The 16,573-nt window shown below is 39.9% G+C and carries 15 protein-coding genes; 10 read left to right on the top strand and 5 right to left on the bottom strand.

All coding sequences use genetic code 11. From position 1 onward, the window contains the following. Nucleotides 1-38: 38 nt before the first annotated feature. The 4 genes from AAHF87_RS02365 to AAHF87_RS02350 all read left to right on the top strand — a co-directional run bounded on the left by AAHF87_RS02365 (nt 39) and on the right by AAHF87_RS02350 (nt 5,531). On the top strand, nt 39-1,847 hold the full coding sequence (locus AAHF87_RS02365; protein WP_342146758.1) for a hypothetical protein: 1,809 nt from the start codon (nt 39-41) through the stop codon (nt 1,845-1,847). A 79-nt stretch (nt 1,848-1,926) separates the two neighbouring features. Next, on the top strand, nt 1,927-2,907 hold the full coding sequence (gene epmB, locus AAHF87_RS02360) for an EF-P beta-lysylation protein EpmB (protein WP_342146756.1): 981 nt from the start codon (nt 1,927-1,929) through the stop codon (nt 2,905-2,907). 154 nt (nt 2,908-3,061) lie between these two features. Next, nucleotides 3,062-4,465, top strand: coding sequence for a class II fumarate hydratase (gene fumC, locus AAHF87_RS02355; RefSeq protein ID WP_342146754.1), 1,404 nt, complete (start codon nt 3,062-3,064; stop codon nt 4,463-4,465). 121 nt (nt 4,466-4,586) lie between these two features. After that, on the top strand, nt 4,587-5,531 hold the full coding sequence (locus AAHF87_RS02350) for an Rpn family recombination-promoting nuclease/putative transposase (RefSeq protein ID WP_342146753.1): 945 nt from the start codon (nt 4,587-4,589) through the stop codon (nt 5,529-5,531). A 109-nt stretch (nt 5,532-5,640) separates the two neighbouring features. On the opposite strand, the gene dapF is transcribed toward AAHF87_RS02350, so the two are convergent. The 3 genes from dapF to lptM all read right to left on the bottom strand — a co-directional run bounded on the left by dapF (nt 5,641) and on the right by lptM (nt 8,026). Then, the gene (dapF, locus tag AAHF87_RS02345; protein WP_342146752.1) at nt 5,641-6,474 is read right to left on the bottom strand and encodes a diaminopimelate epimerase; all 834 of its coding nucleotides are present in this window, start codon (nt 6,472-6,474) and stop codon (nt 5,641-5,643) included. A gap of 158 nt (nt 6,475-6,632) precedes the next feature. Next, nucleotides 6,633-7,883 carry a diaminopimelate decarboxylase gene (lysA, locus tag AAHF87_RS02340; protein WP_342146751.1) on the bottom strand — a complete coding sequence of 417 codons (1,251 nt, stop codon included), beginning with the start codon at nt 7,881-7,883 and terminating at the stop codon, nt 6,633-6,635. Next, on the bottom strand, nt 7,883-8,026 hold the full coding sequence (gene lptM / locus AAHF87_RS02335) for an LPS translocon maturation chaperone LptM (protein ID WP_342146750.1): 144 nt from the start codon (nt 8,024-8,026) through the stop codon (nt 7,883-7,885). The genes lysA and lptM overlap by 1 nt, the downstream gene beginning before the upstream one ends. Nucleotides 8,027-8,209: 183 nt before the next feature. Between lptM and AAHF87_RS02330 the strand changes: the two genes are divergently transcribed. From AAHF87_RS02330 to ycaC, 6 genes are all read left to right on the top strand, one after another. After that, nucleotides 8,210-8,881 carry an alpha/beta hydrolase gene (locus AAHF87_RS02330; protein WP_342146748.1) on the top strand — a complete coding sequence of 224 codons (672 nt, stop codon included), beginning with the start codon at nt 8,210-8,212 and terminating at the stop codon, nt 8,879-8,881. A 188-nt stretch (nt 8,882-9,069) separates the two neighbouring features. Beyond that, nucleotides 9,070-10,863, top strand: a complete 1,794-nt coding sequence (gene lepA / locus AAHF87_RS02325) for a translation elongation factor 4 (protein ID WP_342146747.1) — start codon at nt 9,070-9,072, stop codon at nt 10,861-10,863. A 24-nt stretch (nt 10,864-10,887) separates the two neighbouring features. Then, complete coding sequence (gene lepB, locus AAHF87_RS02320) at nt 10,888-11,664, top strand: signal peptidase I (RefSeq protein ID WP_342146746.1); 777 nt, start codon at nt 10,888-10,890, stop codon at nt 11,662-11,664. Between the two features lie 28 nt (nt 11,665-11,692). Next, on the top strand, nt 11,693-12,385 hold the full coding sequence (gene rnc / locus AAHF87_RS02315; protein WP_342146744.1) for a ribonuclease III: 693 nt from the start codon (nt 11,693-11,695) through the stop codon (nt 12,383-12,385). Nucleotides 12,386-12,396: 11 nt separating this feature from the next. Then, on the top strand, nt 12,397-13,272 hold the full coding sequence (era, locus tag AAHF87_RS02310) for a GTPase Era (protein WP_342146743.1): 876 nt from the start codon (nt 12,397-12,399) through the stop codon (nt 13,270-13,272). Nucleotides 13,273-13,354: 82 nt separating this feature from the next. After that, on the top strand, nt 13,355-13,996 hold the full coding sequence (ycaC, locus tag AAHF87_RS02305; RefSeq protein ID WP_342146742.1) for an isochorismate family cysteine hydrolase YcaC: 642 nt from the start codon (nt 13,355-13,357) through the stop codon (nt 13,994-13,996). A 45-nt stretch (nt 13,997-14,041) separates the two neighbouring features. On the opposite strand, the gene AAHF87_RS02300 is transcribed toward ycaC, so the two are convergent. Both AAHF87_RS02300 and AAHF87_RS02295 read right to left on the bottom strand, forming a co-directional pair. Beyond that, complete coding sequence (locus AAHF87_RS02300) at nt 14,042-14,500, bottom strand: DUF721 domain-containing protein (RefSeq protein WP_342146740.1); 459 nt, start codon at nt 14,498-14,500, stop codon at nt 14,042-14,044. Between the two features lies 1 nt (nt 14,501). Further along, entirely contained in the window at nt 14,502-16,466 is a 1,965-nt protein-coding gene (locus AAHF87_RS02295; protein ID WP_342146739.1) for an APC family permease, read from the bottom strand. Nucleotides 16,467-16,573: the final 107 nt, after the last annotated feature.

Here is a 16,573-nt window from a genome sequence, read left to right as displayed (position 1 = left end):
AACTTGAGATAGATTATTAATATTTAACGGAATAAACGATGCATTGGGAAATGCAATTCTTTAAGTACATACTTTTTCTTTTATTTTTTTCTTTTGTATCGAGCCTAGCAGCGCGAGAGCCTTTACCGCCGCGGTTTTCTGCGAATGCCTATACCGGAGTATATACCGTAGGACTAGCCGATTTAATGGTTTCTTTGGATGGAGACAGTCAACATAACCTCTATGCCGATCCGCAAGGCGCGTATGGCAGTGATCAGCAATGGGTTGGTGATCTCGGTCTAGGTTATCGTTGGATTAAGAATGATGCCGCAATATTAGGTTGGTATTTATTTGCTGGGCATACGCGCGTAGAAAATAGCAGTGGTTTTTGGATAGTCAGTCCAGGTATCGAAGCCTTAGGTCGTTGCTGGGATGCACGGATTAATGCCTATATTCCGGTGGCAGGGCGGAGTAATGAATTAGGCATAGAAGAATTTAATATCGTGAATACCACAGTTTTCACTGGACATACTGCAACAATAAATAGTGCGTTTATTAATGAAAATGTGATCCAACAAATCGGTAATGGCGCCGATGCCAGAGTGGGCTATCAGTTTTTTCACCAAGTACCCTTAAAAGGCTATGTAGGCGCGTATTTTTTTACAATCCCAAATACCAATAATATAACCGGAGGTGCGGCAGGTTTGGAGTATTGGTTTGACGATAATATCCGCGTGTTTGCGAATTATAGTTATGATAATTACCAACATAGTAATCTAGTCGGTGGTTTAGGTATTAGTTTTGGTGGTGTGAGAAAACATTGGGCAGATCCAAGTTTATCCGAACGTTTAACCGATCCAGTGGATCGTTATTTAGCGAATTTAGGTCATGGTTCGGGTATTCCCAGTAAAACCTTATTATATGGAATGGGTCGTGGCAGTAGTAGCACATTGGTAAGTGATAACATCGCTTTTTTTAGTCAAACAGGTACACCGAATACTGGCGGGACAGCATTAACCCTAGCCAACTGTACCTTTGAAAATCCTTGCGGCCCGACTGATTTCAGTCAAACCGGTGTGAACACATTAAATACCTTATTGCCAAATACCATGTTGTTTGTTAATGGTGGGACATACATAGCGAATGATGGCGCAAATGCGTTAACTCTAAATAATGGCCAAGGAGTATTTTCTAGAATCGCGGATTACAGCGCTGCTGCCACTGGATCAGTCCGTTCCATATTTGAAGGTGGATTTATTTTAGAGGGTAATAATCAATTGAATGCGCTTATACTGCAATATGAACCCGGTTTAGCTCAGGAAGGAATTTCAAGTAATGGCGGCCAAAATATCCAGCTAAATAATATTCAAATTGGAGATGGAGTCACCCCCACTTATCCGATAGCCATTGAGTTTAGTAATGGGGCTATGGGAACCATGGATCAATCAAGCGTTTTTTCAGTGCGCGCACTAAACTTAAACGATTCTTCCTTTACTATACAATCTAGTAATATAGTTGTAGCGAACGGGCTAGATAGTAGTATCTCGGGTTTTGACTTGCTGAATTCGAATTTGGTATTTAACAATAGTCAATTATTAGTTTTAGGAGACGTTTCTGATGAAGCTATCGGTATTTTTGCCGATGATGGATCCATTGTAGCGATTAATAATAGTGATTTAACCATACAGAATATTCAGACACCAACACCCAGCAGTGCGCTAGGTTTAGAAACTATTGATAGCCAAATACAAATGAATGGTGGGAGTTTGTCGGTCATTGGAGATGATACTTCAGAGTTGACTTCAGGCACAAATATTGTGTTGAATGGTGTCGCTTGTACCTTAAATGGAATAAGTTTGATATGTTGATGGTGAAATCGTCTTTTCATAATCTGCTTTAGTGTGAGTTTTTTGATGAGTATGGCTAAAGCCTTAGAATAAAAATTTTATGCAAAAAAATTGGCAGACTTTACTGAAAGAAGTTATTACCGATCCGGCAGAATTGCTCGATAAACTGGAACTAAATCCTAATTTATTACCCTCAGCACAACGAGTGGCGAAATTATTTCCATTACGTATCCCGACGAGTTTTTTAGCACGCATGCAAAAAGGCGATCCTGAAGATCCTCTGTTACAACAAGTGCTTCCTTTAGCAGCTGAGGAAATAATCAGTGTTGGTTTTAGTCAGGATCCTTTACAAGAACGCGCGGTTAATCCATTACCTGGACTATTACATAAGTATCATGGCAGAGTATTGCTAACGCTGACTGGTGCGTGTGCTATCAATTGTCGCTATTGTTTTCGCCGTCATTTCCCTTATGCAGAAAATATTCCCGGCGGCACAGCCTGGCAAAATATTTTGACTTATATCAAAGCGGATACTTCTATCAACGAAGTTATTTTAAGTGGAGGCGACCCTTTATTAGCGAATGATCAGTATTTGCGAAAATGTACCGATGATCTTGTTGAAATTGCGCATGTTAACATTTTACGCATTCATTCCCGCTTGCCCATAGTATTGCCCGAGCGCATCACTACTGATTTTTTAAATTGGTTTAGCAACACGCGTTTACAGACCATCTTGGTTACGCATAGTAACCATGCTAATGAGTTAGATGATTCAGTACACTGCGCAATAGCTAAACTACGTGAGCGAAAAATTAGTGTATTAAATCAAACAGTGTTGTTAAAAGGCATCAATGATAATGTTGAAGCCTTAGTTAATTTGAGCCAACGTTTGTTTGCTTGCGGGGTTTTGCCTTATTATTTGCACCTACTCGATAAAGTACAAGGTGCAGCACATTTCGTCGTACCTGAAGCAACAGCCAAACGACTCATGACTGCATTGCGCGAACGATTACCCGGTTATTTGGTGCCGAAATGTGTGTATGAACAGAGTGGCGCTTTATCCAAATTGCCGGTATTTTAGCGCTATACTCTTCACACTTGATATTGTCTGTGTTGCTGCGCAATTCTCATTGTATAATGAATATACCATGATTACTGCACGGACGTGGCACTTGCCAAAAATCTAACTGCTGTGGGTATAGTAATAATCTTTTGAAGAATAGTATAGGTGGTATATGTCAGAAAATTTAAAAAAGCGTATTGAAACCGATAGTATGGGACCTATAGAAGTTCCAGCCGATCACTATTGGGGATCGCAAACACAACGGAGTTTGCATCATTTTGACATAGGTCACGAACAAATGCCTTTAGCTGTGATCCATGCGTTTGCTATTTTAAAAAAAGCTACTGCCAAAGCTAATCAAGAATTGGGCTTATTGGCCAAAGATAAAGCCGATTTAATTATTCAAGTGGCTGATGAAATAAAATCCGGACAGCTCGATGCCGAATTTCCGTTACGGGTTTGGCAAACCGGTAGCGGTACGCAAACTAATATGAATGTTAATGAAGTGATTGCCAATCGTGGCATAGAATTGGTCGGTGGCGAACGTGGCAGTAAAAATCCTATACATCCTAATGATCATGTTAATAAATCCCAATCATCTAATGATACTTTTCCGACGGCTATGTATATTGCTGCCGTTTTAGCGCTAGTTAAGCAATTGTTGCCAGCGGTGCAAACACTGTATAGCGCTTTAATCGAAAAAGTTCATGAATTTAAAGATATCATTAAAATCGGTCGTACTCATTTACAAGATGCCGTTCCTTTAAGTTTAGGTCAAGAATTTTCGGCTTATGTTGATCAATTAGAATCGGCTTTAGCCAACATCGAACAAACCTTACCCGGACTTTACCAGTTGGCGATTGGCGGTACTGCCGTGGGAACAGGTTTAAATACACATCCGAAATTTGCGGAATTAACCGCAAAAAAAATCGCTGAAGAAACTAAACTGCCTTTTGTTTCAGCAAAAAACAAATTTTCCGCTTTAGCAGCACATGATGCATTAGTCTTTGCGAGTGGCGGATTGAAAACCTTAGCGTGTGCGTTAATGAAAATGGCGAATGATATTCGTTGGTTAGGTTCAGGTCCGCGTTCAGGTTTAGGGGAATTGATTCTGCCTGAAAATGAACCAGGTTCTTCAATTATGCCGGGTAAAGTCAATCCCACCCAGTGTGAAGCGATGACCATGGTGTGTGTGCAAGTGATGGCGAACGATACAGCGATAAGCATGGCAGGTAGTCAAGGTAATTTTGAACTAAATGTATTTAAGCCCTTGATGATTTATAATTTTTTACAATCGGTGGATCTATTAAGCACAGCATGCCAGTCATTTGCTGAGTTTTGCGTTAAAGGTTTAAAAGCCAATCAAGCAAAAATTAAACATTTTTTAGAAAATTCGTTAATGTTAGTGACTGCATTGAATCCTATTATTGGCTATGACAAAGCGGCCAAAATTGCACATAAAGCTTTACATGAAGAAACCAGTTTACGTGCCGCGTGTTTGTCGTTGGGTTATTTAACTGCCGAAGAGTTTGATAAGGCCGTCGATCCGAAAAAAATGCTGGGACCGAATAATTGAAAGAAATTAACGTGCATTCGGATTGCTATATTGATCCGCGTGTTTGGCACTCGCGATGATAGATTTTTTTTAAAGTCAGCTTAGATCCACTGCCTATATAATTAAAATAAGAAATATTGTAATGCTTGCAAAAAATAAAACACGATCAAATCAAGATAGTGCATGGAAAGATATTTTAGATGTCTATTTTAAAGAGTTTATGGAGTTTTTTTATAATGAAATAGCTCAGAAAATTGATTGGAAAGCTGGCTACGAAGCTCTCGATAAAGAACTTCAAGCTATCACTACCGAGTCAATGATTGGTAAAAAGTTTGTTGATAAATTGTTTAAAGTGAAGTCTCTTGATGGTCAAGAAGAGATAGTATTAATCCATATTGAAATTCAATCTCAGAAAGAAGAGGAATTTGCTCAACGTTTGTTTCATTATTATTATCGTATCTACGATAATAACGGCCAATCGATTTTAACTTTAGCAATTCTGGCAGATGATCAGCAAAATTGGCATCCTAAAAGTTATCAAAAAAGAGTTTTTGGTTTTGCGGTCCTGAATTTTAATTTTCAAGCTTGTAAACTACTCGATTATCAAAATGAAAAAGAAGCATTAGAAAAATCTAATAATCCCTTTGCGATGGTGGTTTTAGTCCATTTAGCGTTTTTGATGACTAAAAAAGATTCTAACGCACGATCGCAAATGAAATTTCAGTTAACCCGTCGACTATATGAAAAGGGTTATAAACGAGATTATGTAATAAATTTACTCAAGGTGATAGACTGGGTATTGGTAATACCTGAGTATCTTGAGTTAGAATATAAATCAAAGGTTCATGAATTAGAGGGCGTAAAAAATATGAGTTATATCACCAGTTTTGAGCGACTAGGTCGAGAAAAAGGGCTGCAAGAAGGCTTACAGGAAGGCTTACAGCAAGGCCTACATCGAGGCCTACAGCAAGGCCGTCAAGAAGGGCAATTATTACTGGCCAAAAAAATGCTGGATAAAGGCATCGATTTAGAATTTATTAAGAATATCACTGGTTTTTCTGAACAAGAACTTATTGGCTTAGATTAAGTTTACGATGGGATCTTTCTTTGATCAAGCCGGAAAAAATTAACGTTCATTCGGATTGTTACATTGCTCCATGTCCCTGATCCGTCAATGACAGATGTTCTTCAAAAAATTAATCAATGACGCCGTCATAGACTTTAGCAGGCGTGCCACGTAAAAATACCGGTGATTGTTCACCTTCCCAGCGTACTGTAAGGAGTCCGCCGGGTAGACTGGCGTTGACTTTTTTGCCAAGTCTATTCAGTAAACGTCCTGCAATCACCGCAGCGCAGGCGCCACTACCGCAAGCTTGGGTTTCGCCGGCACCACGTTCATAAATACGCAGATCGACTTGTTTCGGATCGCGAATTTTCATAAATTCGACGTTACACCCTTGTGGAAAGTAAGGGAAGGGATGTTGATTAAGAAAGCTACCTAAGTCATCTACCGGTGCTTGATCTAAATTATTGACTTGTATTACGCAATGCGGATTACCTAAAGATAACACACAGCAATCAAAGCGGCCAAAAGGGGTGTCTATAGGATAAATAGGTGGTGGAGACAAGCTAATAAATGGAATTTTTTCCGGATCAAAAATGGGCAGACCTAAATTTGCAGTCACTTTTCCATTTTCTTCTACGCTTAATTCTAAGATATTATTCATCGTCATCAGATGCATGGGATTTTCTTTGCTTAGCTTTTTTTCTAATAAAAATTTTGCGACACATAATGCACCATTGCCGCATTGTGCTACTTCATTGCCGTCGGCATTAAAGATGCGATAATAAAAATGCGCGGATTTAGGTCGAGGCTTTTCTATTAGCAATAGTTGGTCAAAGCCAATACCACGATGTCGATTGGCCCACTGGCGTATTAATTTACCATTCGGTTTAAAATTTTGTTGTATGGCATCGATAATAACAAAGTCGTTCCCTAATAGGTGCATCTTTGTGAATTCAGTTTTCATTAGACCTCTTGCATAACCTGCGTGCTAGACTTGATTTCATCGTTAAACGCTAGTCTACGGTCCTCATTTACTCATGTAAACTCCGGTCCTCGACTATCGTTTGCCTCGAACTCAAGCCCATCACTGGGTTATGCAAGAGGTCAATTTAATCGATAGGTTTAGTTTGAGATTATTTTTTCGTTTTGCCATAATTGATCTAAGGTTTCACGCGAGCGAATTAAGTGGATTTGATCTTTATCGACCAAAATCTCTGCGGCTCTCGGTCTAGAATTATAGTTGGAACTCATGGAAAAACCATAGGCGCCACTATCCATGATCGCTAAGTAATCACCGGCTTGTATGGCCAGTTGGCGGTTTTTACCTAGAAAATCACTGCTTTCACAAATAGGTCCGACCACATCATAATTTTTTTCGGGTAGTTCGACGCGTTGGAGTACGGGTAATATATTTTGTTCAGCATGATATAGAGCAGGGCGTATCAGATCATTCATTCCTGAATCAACAATAGCAAAATTTTTTTCAGTATTAGTCTTGATGTATTCAACCTGTGTCGCGAGTATGCCCGCCTGCGCGGTAATAACACGGCCGGGTTCGATAATTAAATGCAGCTTAGAATTTCTTTTTTTCAGTACGGCTAAAATTTCTTGACAGTATTCTTGCAAAGTGGGAACTTTTTCTTGTTGATAGGAAACACCTAAACCTCCGCCTAAATTAATGGTCTTTAATGTGATATTTTCTTTTTCTAATCGTTGGGCAAGATTCAATAACTGATCGAGGGCTTGTAAAAAAGGGTCGAGTGTGGTGAGTTGTGATCCTAAATGGCAGCTAATACCATGAATTTTTATATGCTTGGAATTTGCTGCACGACGATAGAGTTGTAAGGCGTCATTTTCACTCATGCCAAACTTGGTTTCTGTTAAGCCCGTGGTGATATAGGGATGGGTTTTGGCATCGATATTAGGATTGATACGTAAAGCGATGGCTGCCGATTTGTGCAGATTTTTTGCAATGGCTTCGATGCGCTGTAATTCCGATTCTGATTCAACATTGAAGCAGCCAATATTCGCTTGCAAAGCAGTTTTTATTTCCTCGCTGGTTTTACCTACGCCCGAAAATACCGTTTTTTTAGCGTCTCCGCCTGCTTGCATAACCCGCGCAAGTTCTCCGCCTGAGACGATATCAAAGCCTGCTCCCCATTCTGCTAAGCGAGCTAAAATGGCGAGATTTGAATTAGCCTTAACGGCATAACAAATTTGCTCGGTGTGTGGTAATAGTTGCCTAAATGCAGACCATTGACGGTGCAATATTGCCTGAGAATAAATATAACAGGGCGTACCAAATTCGGTCACGATGCTTGCAATAGGTACTTCTTCTACGTGTAATTCTCGATTTGAATAATGAAAAGACATTATGATGACGGTTTAGCGAAATGATGAGGGATATAAACCGGTGGTTTTTGATCGGGCAAATATAAAGGACCCATTTGGCCGCATCCGGTTAAGAAAAGTACAATACTTAGATAAAGGGGAATGCAGCGGGGTTTTTTTTGCATAAATATCTAAAAAGCTAACAATGTGTGCAACGATGAAACTCATAGTATATAGTAATCGCGATTGAAATTGCGAAGGTTAGGAAAATTTAAAAATAGTAGGGAGCGGTATATACTGAAAATATAAATGTCTTTTTTCTGAAGGCATTCTAGCAAAAAATAGTCTTAATTTTTATGAGGTTCACAATGGAAAACCCAAAGCCATTAGATTTTTTAGAGTTTAATCCGATCAAATCTCCCTCTGCTAGCATCATTTGTTTACATGGGCTAGGAGCAAGCGGTCATGATTCAGCCAATATGGCACGTGCGGTGGCATTAGGGACAGGATTTCGTTTTGTATTTCCGCATGCGCCAGTGAGACCGATTACTTTGAATGGCGGAGTAAAAATGCCAGCTTGGTATGATATACATGGCCTTACCTTTGGCTCAACTGAAGATGAGACCGGTATCCGCGCTGCGGCACAAAGCCTATTTGAATTGATGCAAAAAGAAGTGGCTAGAGGTATTCCTGCTAATCGAATTGTTTTAGCGGGTTTTTCTCAAGGTGGGGCGATGGCGTTATATACTGCTTTACGCTATCCGCATGCTTTGGCTGGGGTTTTGGCTTTATCAACCTATTTACCGTTACACCATTTTTTAGAAAAAGAAGCGAGTGATGCGAACAAAACTACGCCTATTTTTATGGCGCATGGTGATGAAGATAACGTGGTTGCACCGGCCTTAGGTGAATTTTCTTATAACTGTTTGAAAAAATTAGCTTATCAAGTACAGTTTAATCGTTATCCGATAGGCCATAGTGTTTGCCCACAGGAAATCATGGATATTACGCAATGGTTACAACAACGTTTACAAAAATAAACTACTCTTCACACTTGACATTGCCTGTGTATCGCGAGGATCGCAATCCTCAGGTATCTGGAAGAAACGAAGCTTGCTCATACTTAGGTGTCTTGCCAAAAATCCAATTGCTGTGAGTATAAATCCGTTATACTCTTTCGCCTCATCCAGTAAAAGTGACATTTAATCGTAGGCGATAAAATACCAACATGAAGAATATTCGTAACTTCTCAATTATTGCTCATATCGATCATGGAAAATCGACCTTGGCTGATAGGTTAATACAAGTTTGTGGGGGCTTGACCGAAAGGGAAATGTCTGAGCAAGTACTCGATTCCATGGACCTAGAACGGGAACGGGGGATTACTATCAAAGCACAAAGCGTGACGTTGCATTATAGTGCTCGTGACGGACAACGCTATCAGTTGAATTTTATTGATACCCCCGGGCATGTGGATTTTTCTTATGAAGTATCGCGTTCTTTAGCCGCTTGTGAAGGTGCGTTGTTGGTCGTGGATGCCGCTCAAGGCGTTGAAGCACAAACCGTAGCGGTTTGTTATACCGCTGTTGAACAAGGCTTAGAAGTTTTACCGGTATTAAACAAAATTGATTTACCCCAAGCCGATCCAGAGAATGTCATTCAAGAAATTGAAGAGATCATCGGTATACCCGCTCAAGATGCGGTGAGAGTGAGTGCAAAACAAGGTATTGGAATTTTAGAATTGCTAGAACGACTTATACAGGTTATTCCACCCCCGCAAGGAGATTTGGAGCAGCCCTTACAGGCTTTGATTATCGACTCTTGGTTTGATACTTACTTAGGAATCGTCTCTTTAGTGCGCATCAAAAATGGCCGGCTTAAAGTGGGTGACAAAATCCAAGTGATGTCGACAGGACGCAGTTACGTCATCGATAAATGTGGAATTTTTACACCTAAACGCCAAGAAATGGAAACATTGAGTGCTGGTGAAGTAGGATTTGTTATTGCCGGGGTTAAAGACATTCATGGCGCGCCTGTCGGAGATACCTTAACCCATACCTCGAAGCCTGCGAGTGCTCCTTTACCCGGATTTAAGCGTGTTCACCCACAAGTATTTGCTGGCTTGTTTCCGGTCAATACCGAAGAATTCACTGATTTTCGCGAGGCTTTAGAAAAGCTCAGTTTAAATGATTCATCCTTGTTTTACGAACCTGAAACTTCAGAAGCCTTAGGATTTGGTTTTCGTTGTGGTTTTCTAGGTTTGCTGCACATGGAGATAGTCCAAGAGCGCCTAGAACGGGAATATGATCTGGACTTAATTACTACCGCGCCCACCGTGGTTTATGAGATAGTAACAACACGTGGAGAAACGCTGCATGTTGATAACCCAGCAGATTTACCGGTGGCTAATTTTCTGAGTGTGATGCGTGAACCCATCGTTTTGGCGAATATATTAGTGCCACAAACTTATTTAGGCGCTGTGATCACGTTATGTAATGAACGTCGGGGTGTGCAAACCAAATTACTTTATACCGGGAAACAGGTATCTATCGCTTATGAATTACCCATGAGTGAAGTGGTTTTAGATTTTTTTGATCGTTTAAAATCTTTAAGTCGGGGTTACGCCTCACTGGATTATCAGTTTATTCGCTTTCAAGAAGCGGATTTAGTCAAGTTGGATATTCTAATTAATGGTGATAAAGTCGATGCGCTTGCCTTAGTGGTTCACCGCAGTCAATCACAATATCGAGGCCGTCAATTGGTGGCTAAACTTAGAGAGCTTATTCCGCGTCAGATGTTTGAAGTCGCACTACAAGCGGCGATAGGCGGCCATATTATCGCAAGGGAAACGGTTAAGGCCTTACGCAAAAATGTTATTGCTAAATGTTATGGCGGCGATGTGTCACGTAAGAAAAAATTATTAGAAAAACAAAAAGCGGGTAAAAAACGTATGAAGCAAGTGGGTCGCGTGGAGATACCACAGCAAGCGTTTTTAGCGGTCTTGCAACTAGAGAAGAAATAATCCTACACATATAGAGTGACTATAATGAGCTTTAATTTTGAATTTTTTTTGACGACAGCGGTAGTCATCTCAGGTGCCATTGCTTTGGTAGACATACTCATTTTTGCGCCCATACGAAAACGAAAAAAAATTGCTCATCCTTCGGTGTTGATTGAATATGCACGCTCTTTTTTTCCTATTTTACTCTTGGTTTTATTATTACGTTCTTTCTTGGCCGAACCTTTCCGTATCCCTTCGGGCTCGGAAAAACCCGATCTATTAATAGGTGATTTTATTGTTGCAAATAAGTTTAGTTATGGCATACGCTTACCCGTATTACATAAAAAAATTATTTCCATGGGTGAACCCAAACGCGGTGATATTGTGGTGTTTTTATGGCCTAAAGATACTTCTACTTATTTTATTAAACGTGTAATTGGTTTACCGGGTGACGTTATTATCTATAAAGATAAAGTATTAACCATCAATGGTCAGCTTGCTCCGCAAACCTTACTCGGGGAACAAACCGATCAAGATGGTGCGAATGAAAAATGGCCGGTATTGCTGAAACTTGAAAATTTATTAGGTGTTCAACATGAGATTTATTTACGCCCTGATCAATTAGCGACCGATTTTTCGGTGACTGTACCACCAGGAAATTATTTTGTTATGGGTGATAATCGAGATAATAGTTTAGATAGTCGTTATTGGGGTTTTGTGCCTGAAAAAGATCTCATCGGGAAGGCTATGTGGGTATTTTTTAGTTGGGATAATGAGCAGCACCGAGTTCGATGGGAACGATTGGGTATGCGTATCCATTAGATGGGTTTTTTAATTTTAAGAGGCAATAGTGAGAGCAGAAATAGCAACTTTATGTGAAAAATTAAATTACCAATTTAAAAATCCTGAGCTAATGGAAGATGCACTGAGCCACCGTAGTTTTCGTGGCAATAAAAATAATGAACGATTAGAGTATTTAGGCGATGCGGTACTTAATTTTGTCATAGCAGCCGCTTTATTTCGACAAAATATTAAAGCACGCGAAGGTGAATTAAGTCGATTGCGTGCTAATTTAGTGCGCGGTGAAACGCTGACTGATCTTGCACAAGAATTTGAATTAGGTAAATATTTACGCTTAGGCGCAGGTGAATTAAAAACCGGTGGTGCGCAACGTAAATCTATTTTAGCCGATGGTATGGAAGCCGTGGTCGGTGCAATTTATCTTGATGGTGGTTTTCAGGCTTGTGAGAACTGCATACTGCGTTGGTATGAAAATCGTTTGGAAAATGTCGAAACCATTCCTGATCTGAAAGATCCTAAAACGCGTTTGCAAGAATATTTACAAGCCAAAAAGTTACCTTTGCCGGTTTACACCATTTTAGCTTTAGAAGGACCCGCGCATCAGCAGTCTTTCAAGGTTGAGTGTCAACTACATGGTTTGCCCAATAAAGCGGTTGGTATCGGCAGCAGCCGACGTCGCGCTGAACAGAAAGCCGCAGAAAAGATCTTAGCTGAATTGGAATCAACTTATAAAACCTCATAAATAATAAGCACATGAAAAATCTAGCAAGCCATTGCGGTACTATAGCCATTATTGGACGTCCAAATGTCGGTAAGTCTACTTTACTGAATAAAATATTAGGTGAAAAATTAACCATCACTTCATCTAAACCGCAAACTACTCGGCATCAAATCTTAGGGATTAAAACAGCAGAGCAGACGCAAACTATTTATATCGATACACCCGGTATACACCCCAATACGCAACGCCGTCTAAGCCGCGCGATGGTTCGAGCGGCTATTAATGCCTTAATCGATGTGAATATTATCGGCTTTGTTATCGAAGCTAATCGTTGGACCGCGGAGGATGAGGCTATTTTAGAACGCTTAAAAAAACAAGAACACCCAGTGCTATTAATTGTTAATAAAATAGATAAAATAAAAGATAAGAGTCGGTTGCTGCCTTTTTTACAAGCCTGTTATGAAAAAATGCCTTTTTTAGCGGTCGTTCCCGTTTCAGCACAAAAAGGTAAAAATGTTGATGAATTAGAAAAAGTGATAGCTCAGGCATTACCTGTCGCTGAATTTATTTATCCACCGGATCAGTTCACGGATCGTAGTCAGCGGTTTTTGGCGGCTGAATTTATTCGTGAAAAATTAATGCGTAGTTTATACGAAGAGCTGCCTTATTGGTTAACCGTCAGCATCGAACAATTTGCTGAGCAAAAAAAAATAATTAAAATTTCTGCAATAATTTGGACCGAACGCTCCAGTCAGAAAGCCATTATTATTGGTAAAAATGGAGAACTACTAAAAAAAGTCGGCACTGAAGCACGTCTGGATATGGAAACCTGTTTTGGCAAAAAAGTTTTTCTAGAGCTTTGGGTAAAAGTAAAAGCGGGATGGTCAGAAGAAGAGGGAAGTTTATGAGCTTTATATAGGGATAGTTATTTACCTAATTTATGCTTATAATAAACATATTTTTTAAAACATCTTAATCATGGAGGATTAAATGAACACTGCGAATCTGTGTGCCAAAAGACAAGTAGGTGATAATCGCTTGTCTAAAGAAAACGCAGCATTATTAATGATCGATCACCAAACTGGCTTGATGCAGATAGCGAGAGATTATCAATATGATGAATTCAAAAATAATGTTTTAGCTTTGGCGGCTATCGGTAAGTTATATAATTTACCAGTTGTATTAACAACAAGTTTTGAAAAAGGCCCTAATGGACCACTCTTACCTGAATTAAAAAAGGAATTTCCGAATGCTCCTTTTATTCCTAGACCTGGGCAAATCAATGCTTGGGATAATGAAGATTTTGTAAAGGCGGTCAAAGCAACGGGTCGAAAAAAACTGATTATTGCGGGCATCGTAACGGATGTTTGCGTAGCATTTCCCGCATTAGCTGCATTAAGTGAAGGATATGACGTCTATATAGTGGTAGATGCTTCGGGAACCCTGAATAAGTCAATACGAGAAGCGGCGCTTAGTCGTATGATACACGCCGGAGCTATTCCTATGGGGTGGTTTGCGCTCTCGGCTGAATTACAGCGCGATTGGCGTGATAACGGCGAGGGTTTAACCAAACTCTATAAAAAACACTTAGTTCCCTATGATAATCTTATCAGTAGTCACGATGCAAAATAGCAGGTTTAAGTTTAGCAAATTACATTACTGTGTAAGCCGACAACGTTATTTTTCGTGCTGAGCGATGCGTAATAATGCTTCTTGTAAGGGTTTAACCTGTATATTATCTGCAGCATTTTTCAGTAATGCTGCGCTAGCATGGGATAGCACCGGAGGGAGTTGGCTTAATTGAATGTTAGGCGCGTGAAACTGAGGTTGTATATTCCATTCAATATGCGTTAAATCACGCAAATCAGGATGTTTAAGTAATTTTTGGGTTATATCGGGTAATGTATAACGTAAACGTGTGGCCCAAGCCGCACTATCACACTCGACGATTAAATAACCGTCACGGAAATTAGCCACACGCGTATGTTCGGCGAGATCGCCAGAAATCTCAGCTTGCCAGATGTGATTCAGTTTTGTTAATTGTTGCACTTTGTTTTGAATAAACGCTAACACGCTTTCTGGATCTTGTTGCAAGATATTGGCTGGAGTTTTTTCCGGAGCGGATTTTTTTGTCATGTTAATCTATTTTCATGGGTAAAATGACCAGTTGTACGCCTAGCAAGTGTAAACGTCGTTGTAGCATAACCGCTGTTTCATTATGTAGTAAGCGAGTGATCCAATTATCCTTACTAAAAATGAGTTTACTGGCGAAAAAGATCGAATGCGGGAATTCTTTAATAACTTTTTTGGATAAGTTAGTTAATTTTTCAGTCGGATCCGTGCCATAGGCGGTGAAACCTTTTGCAGCTAAGCCTTGTTCTTGGCAATAAGTAACAAAATAATCCAACATTTCATTGGTATTTTTTTGCAGGGTGGTCAATTCTTTTTTCGCACTAAAGCTTTCTACATCGACGATGCCCACGTTAACAAATACAAAATTTTTAAAATGATTTGGAAACATACGCAGTATCCACAATAGATTATGCAAGCCAATTCCACGATGTTTTCCGACCATAATGACCGCAGTGGCTTCCTTGGGTTGTAAGGGCGTGACTGCATTGGGTGTTTTTAAGGGTGTGCTGGTCATTAGTAAGTCGATATCATGTAATTTATTAAACACCATGGTGTAATGTTTTTTAATTAATAAACAAATAAAAATAACAAAACTGGTAATAACGACCGTTACCCAGCCACCAAAGGTAAATTTAGATATCAATGTGACAATCAAAATGCTAAAAGTTACCAAGAATGCAAAAGCAGAAAAAATTAATCGACTCAACCAATGGGGAGAAGCATTGCTGCGCTGTTTAATCCAATACACACACAAACCTAGGATAGACAAAGAAAAAGTTAAGAACACATTCATACTATACAGAATGACTAGCCAAGAAACCCTACCGCCACTCATCCAAAGAATAAGTAGGGCGGCGATACCAAAAACTATCACGCCATTTTGTGTGACTAAACGACTGGATAAATGACGAAAACGATTCGGTAACCAACTATCGATCGACATGTTGGCTAATACACTGGGGCCCGCTAAAAAACCGGTATTTGCGCCGACTAATAACAGACCTGCTTCCAGCAATAAGGTTATTGTTAACATGGCTTTTGCGAGAGCGGAGTCACCCAGAATTTTATGGAATACCACCGCATTTAAGGTTTGGCCATACACCGGATGTGCATGCCAGAGTAAATACAGTAAAATAATGCCACCGGCGGTGAAGCTTAAGGAGAGCGCCATATAAAACATAGTCCACTTCCCAGTTCGCACGCGCGGCTCCATGAGACGATTTACATTGTTAGAGACGGCTTCGATCCCGGTATACGTTCCGCTACCTAATGAGTAAGCACGTAGTAATAAAGCAATAATAAATAACCAACCGGTTTGCTTGGACATTTCTAAGGTATTACTTAAAGTATCCGAAAACACTGTCGGTAACGTACTTTTATGTACAATGACACCATAAATAATTAAAAAAAAGTGCGTAGCGACAAAGCCTAGAAAAATCGGCATTAACACCTTAATCGATTCTTTCATGCCACGTAAATTAAGTGTAATTAACAGGATAATAACGCCAGCGGCAGTCAACAATTTATAATGCAGAAAGTAGTGAGGTAATAGACTGAATAAAGCATCAATACCACTCGCCACCGAGATAGCAATGGTTAAGACATAATCCACGATCAGGGCTGCACCAGAAACCAAGCCTGCATGGGGGCCCAACAATTGCGTGGCCACTTTGTAACCACCACCACCACTAGGAAACAGGGTAATGACTTGATTGTAAGCTAAGGCAATGACAAAAACCGTCAGTATCGTGGCGATGGAAATATACAAACCTAAAGAACTATAATGCGGACCTAAAGCAATAAAAGCTTCCTCAGGACCGTAACAAGAAGACGAAAGACCGTCTGCACCCAGACCGACCCAAGCCAAAAAGGCCACCAATGCAATATTGCGTTGCGCGTTAGGATTTAAGGGGTTACGGGGTTTACCGAGCAAAAAACGACCAAGCCGTTGAAAAAAAGTCATGCTCATGCAGAGTCTGAATAAAAAGCTACTATAGCCGCTTAAGCCTAGTTTTTGAAGCCATGTTTTTTTTATCGGCTATTTTTTTCAAATATTTATTTCAATGAATTTATTTT

The organism is Rickettsiella endosymbiont of Aleochara curtula (assembly GCF_964030935.1).
Classification (GTDB): domain Bacteria; phylum Pseudomonadota; class Gammaproteobacteria; order Diplorickettsiales; family Diplorickettsiaceae; genus Aquirickettsiella.
Note: the sequence above shows the minus strand (reverse complement) of the source record. Positions and strands in the feature narration are given on the sequence as shown.

Bases quoted from the DNA above. Each gene is read 5' to 3' on its own strand.
- lysA (WP_342146751.1), bottom strand. From the start codon at position 7,883: ATGTCTTTTCATTATTCAAATCGAGAATTACACGTAGAAGAAGTACCT.
- AAHF87_RS02300 (WP_342146740.1), bottom strand. From the start codon at position 14,500: ATGACAAAAAAATCCGCTCCGGAAAAAACTCCAGCCAATATCTTGCAA.
- dapF (WP_342146752.1), bottom strand. From the start codon at position 6,474: ATGAAAACTGAATTCACAAAGATGCACCTATTAGGGAACGACTTTGTT.
- AAHF87_RS02365 (WP_342146758.1), top strand. From the start codon at position 39: ATGCATTGGGAAATGCAATTCTTTAAGTACATACTTTTTCTTTTATTT.
- lptM (WP_342146750.1), bottom strand. From the start codon at position 8,026: ATGCAAAAAAAACCCCGCTGCATTCCCCTTTATCTAAGTATTGTACTT.
- era (WP_342146743.1), top strand. From the start codon at position 12,397: ATGAAAAATCTAGCAAGCCATTGCGGTACTATAGCCATTATTGGACGT.
- AAHF87_RS02295 (WP_342146739.1), bottom strand. From the start codon at position 16,466: ATGAGCATGACTTTTTTTCAACGGCTTGGTCGTTTTTTGCTCGGTAAA.
- AAHF87_RS02330 (WP_342146748.1), top strand. From the start codon at position 8,210: ATGGAAAACCCAAAGCCATTAGATTTTTTAGAGTTTAATCCGATCAAA.
- ycaC (WP_342146742.1), top strand. From the start codon at position 13,355: ATGAACACTGCGAATCTGTGTGCCAAAAGACAAGTAGGTGATAATCGC.
- fumC (WP_342146754.1), top strand. From the start codon at position 3,062: ATGTCAGAAAATTTAAAAAAGCGTATTGAAACCGATAGTATGGGACCT.
- AAHF87_RS02350 (WP_342146753.1), top strand. From the start codon at position 4,587: ATGCTTGCAAAAAATAAAACACGATCAAATCAAGATAGTGCATGGAAA.
- lepB (WP_342146746.1), top strand. From the start codon at position 10,888: ATGAGCTTTAATTTTGAATTTTTTTTGACGACAGCGGTAGTCATCTCA.
- epmB (WP_342146756.1), top strand. From the start codon at position 1,927: ATGCAAAAAAATTGGCAGACTTTACTGAAAGAAGTTATTACCGATCCG.
- lepA (WP_342146747.1), top strand. From the start codon at position 9,070: ATGAAGAATATTCGTAACTTCTCAATTATTGCTCATATCGATCATGGA.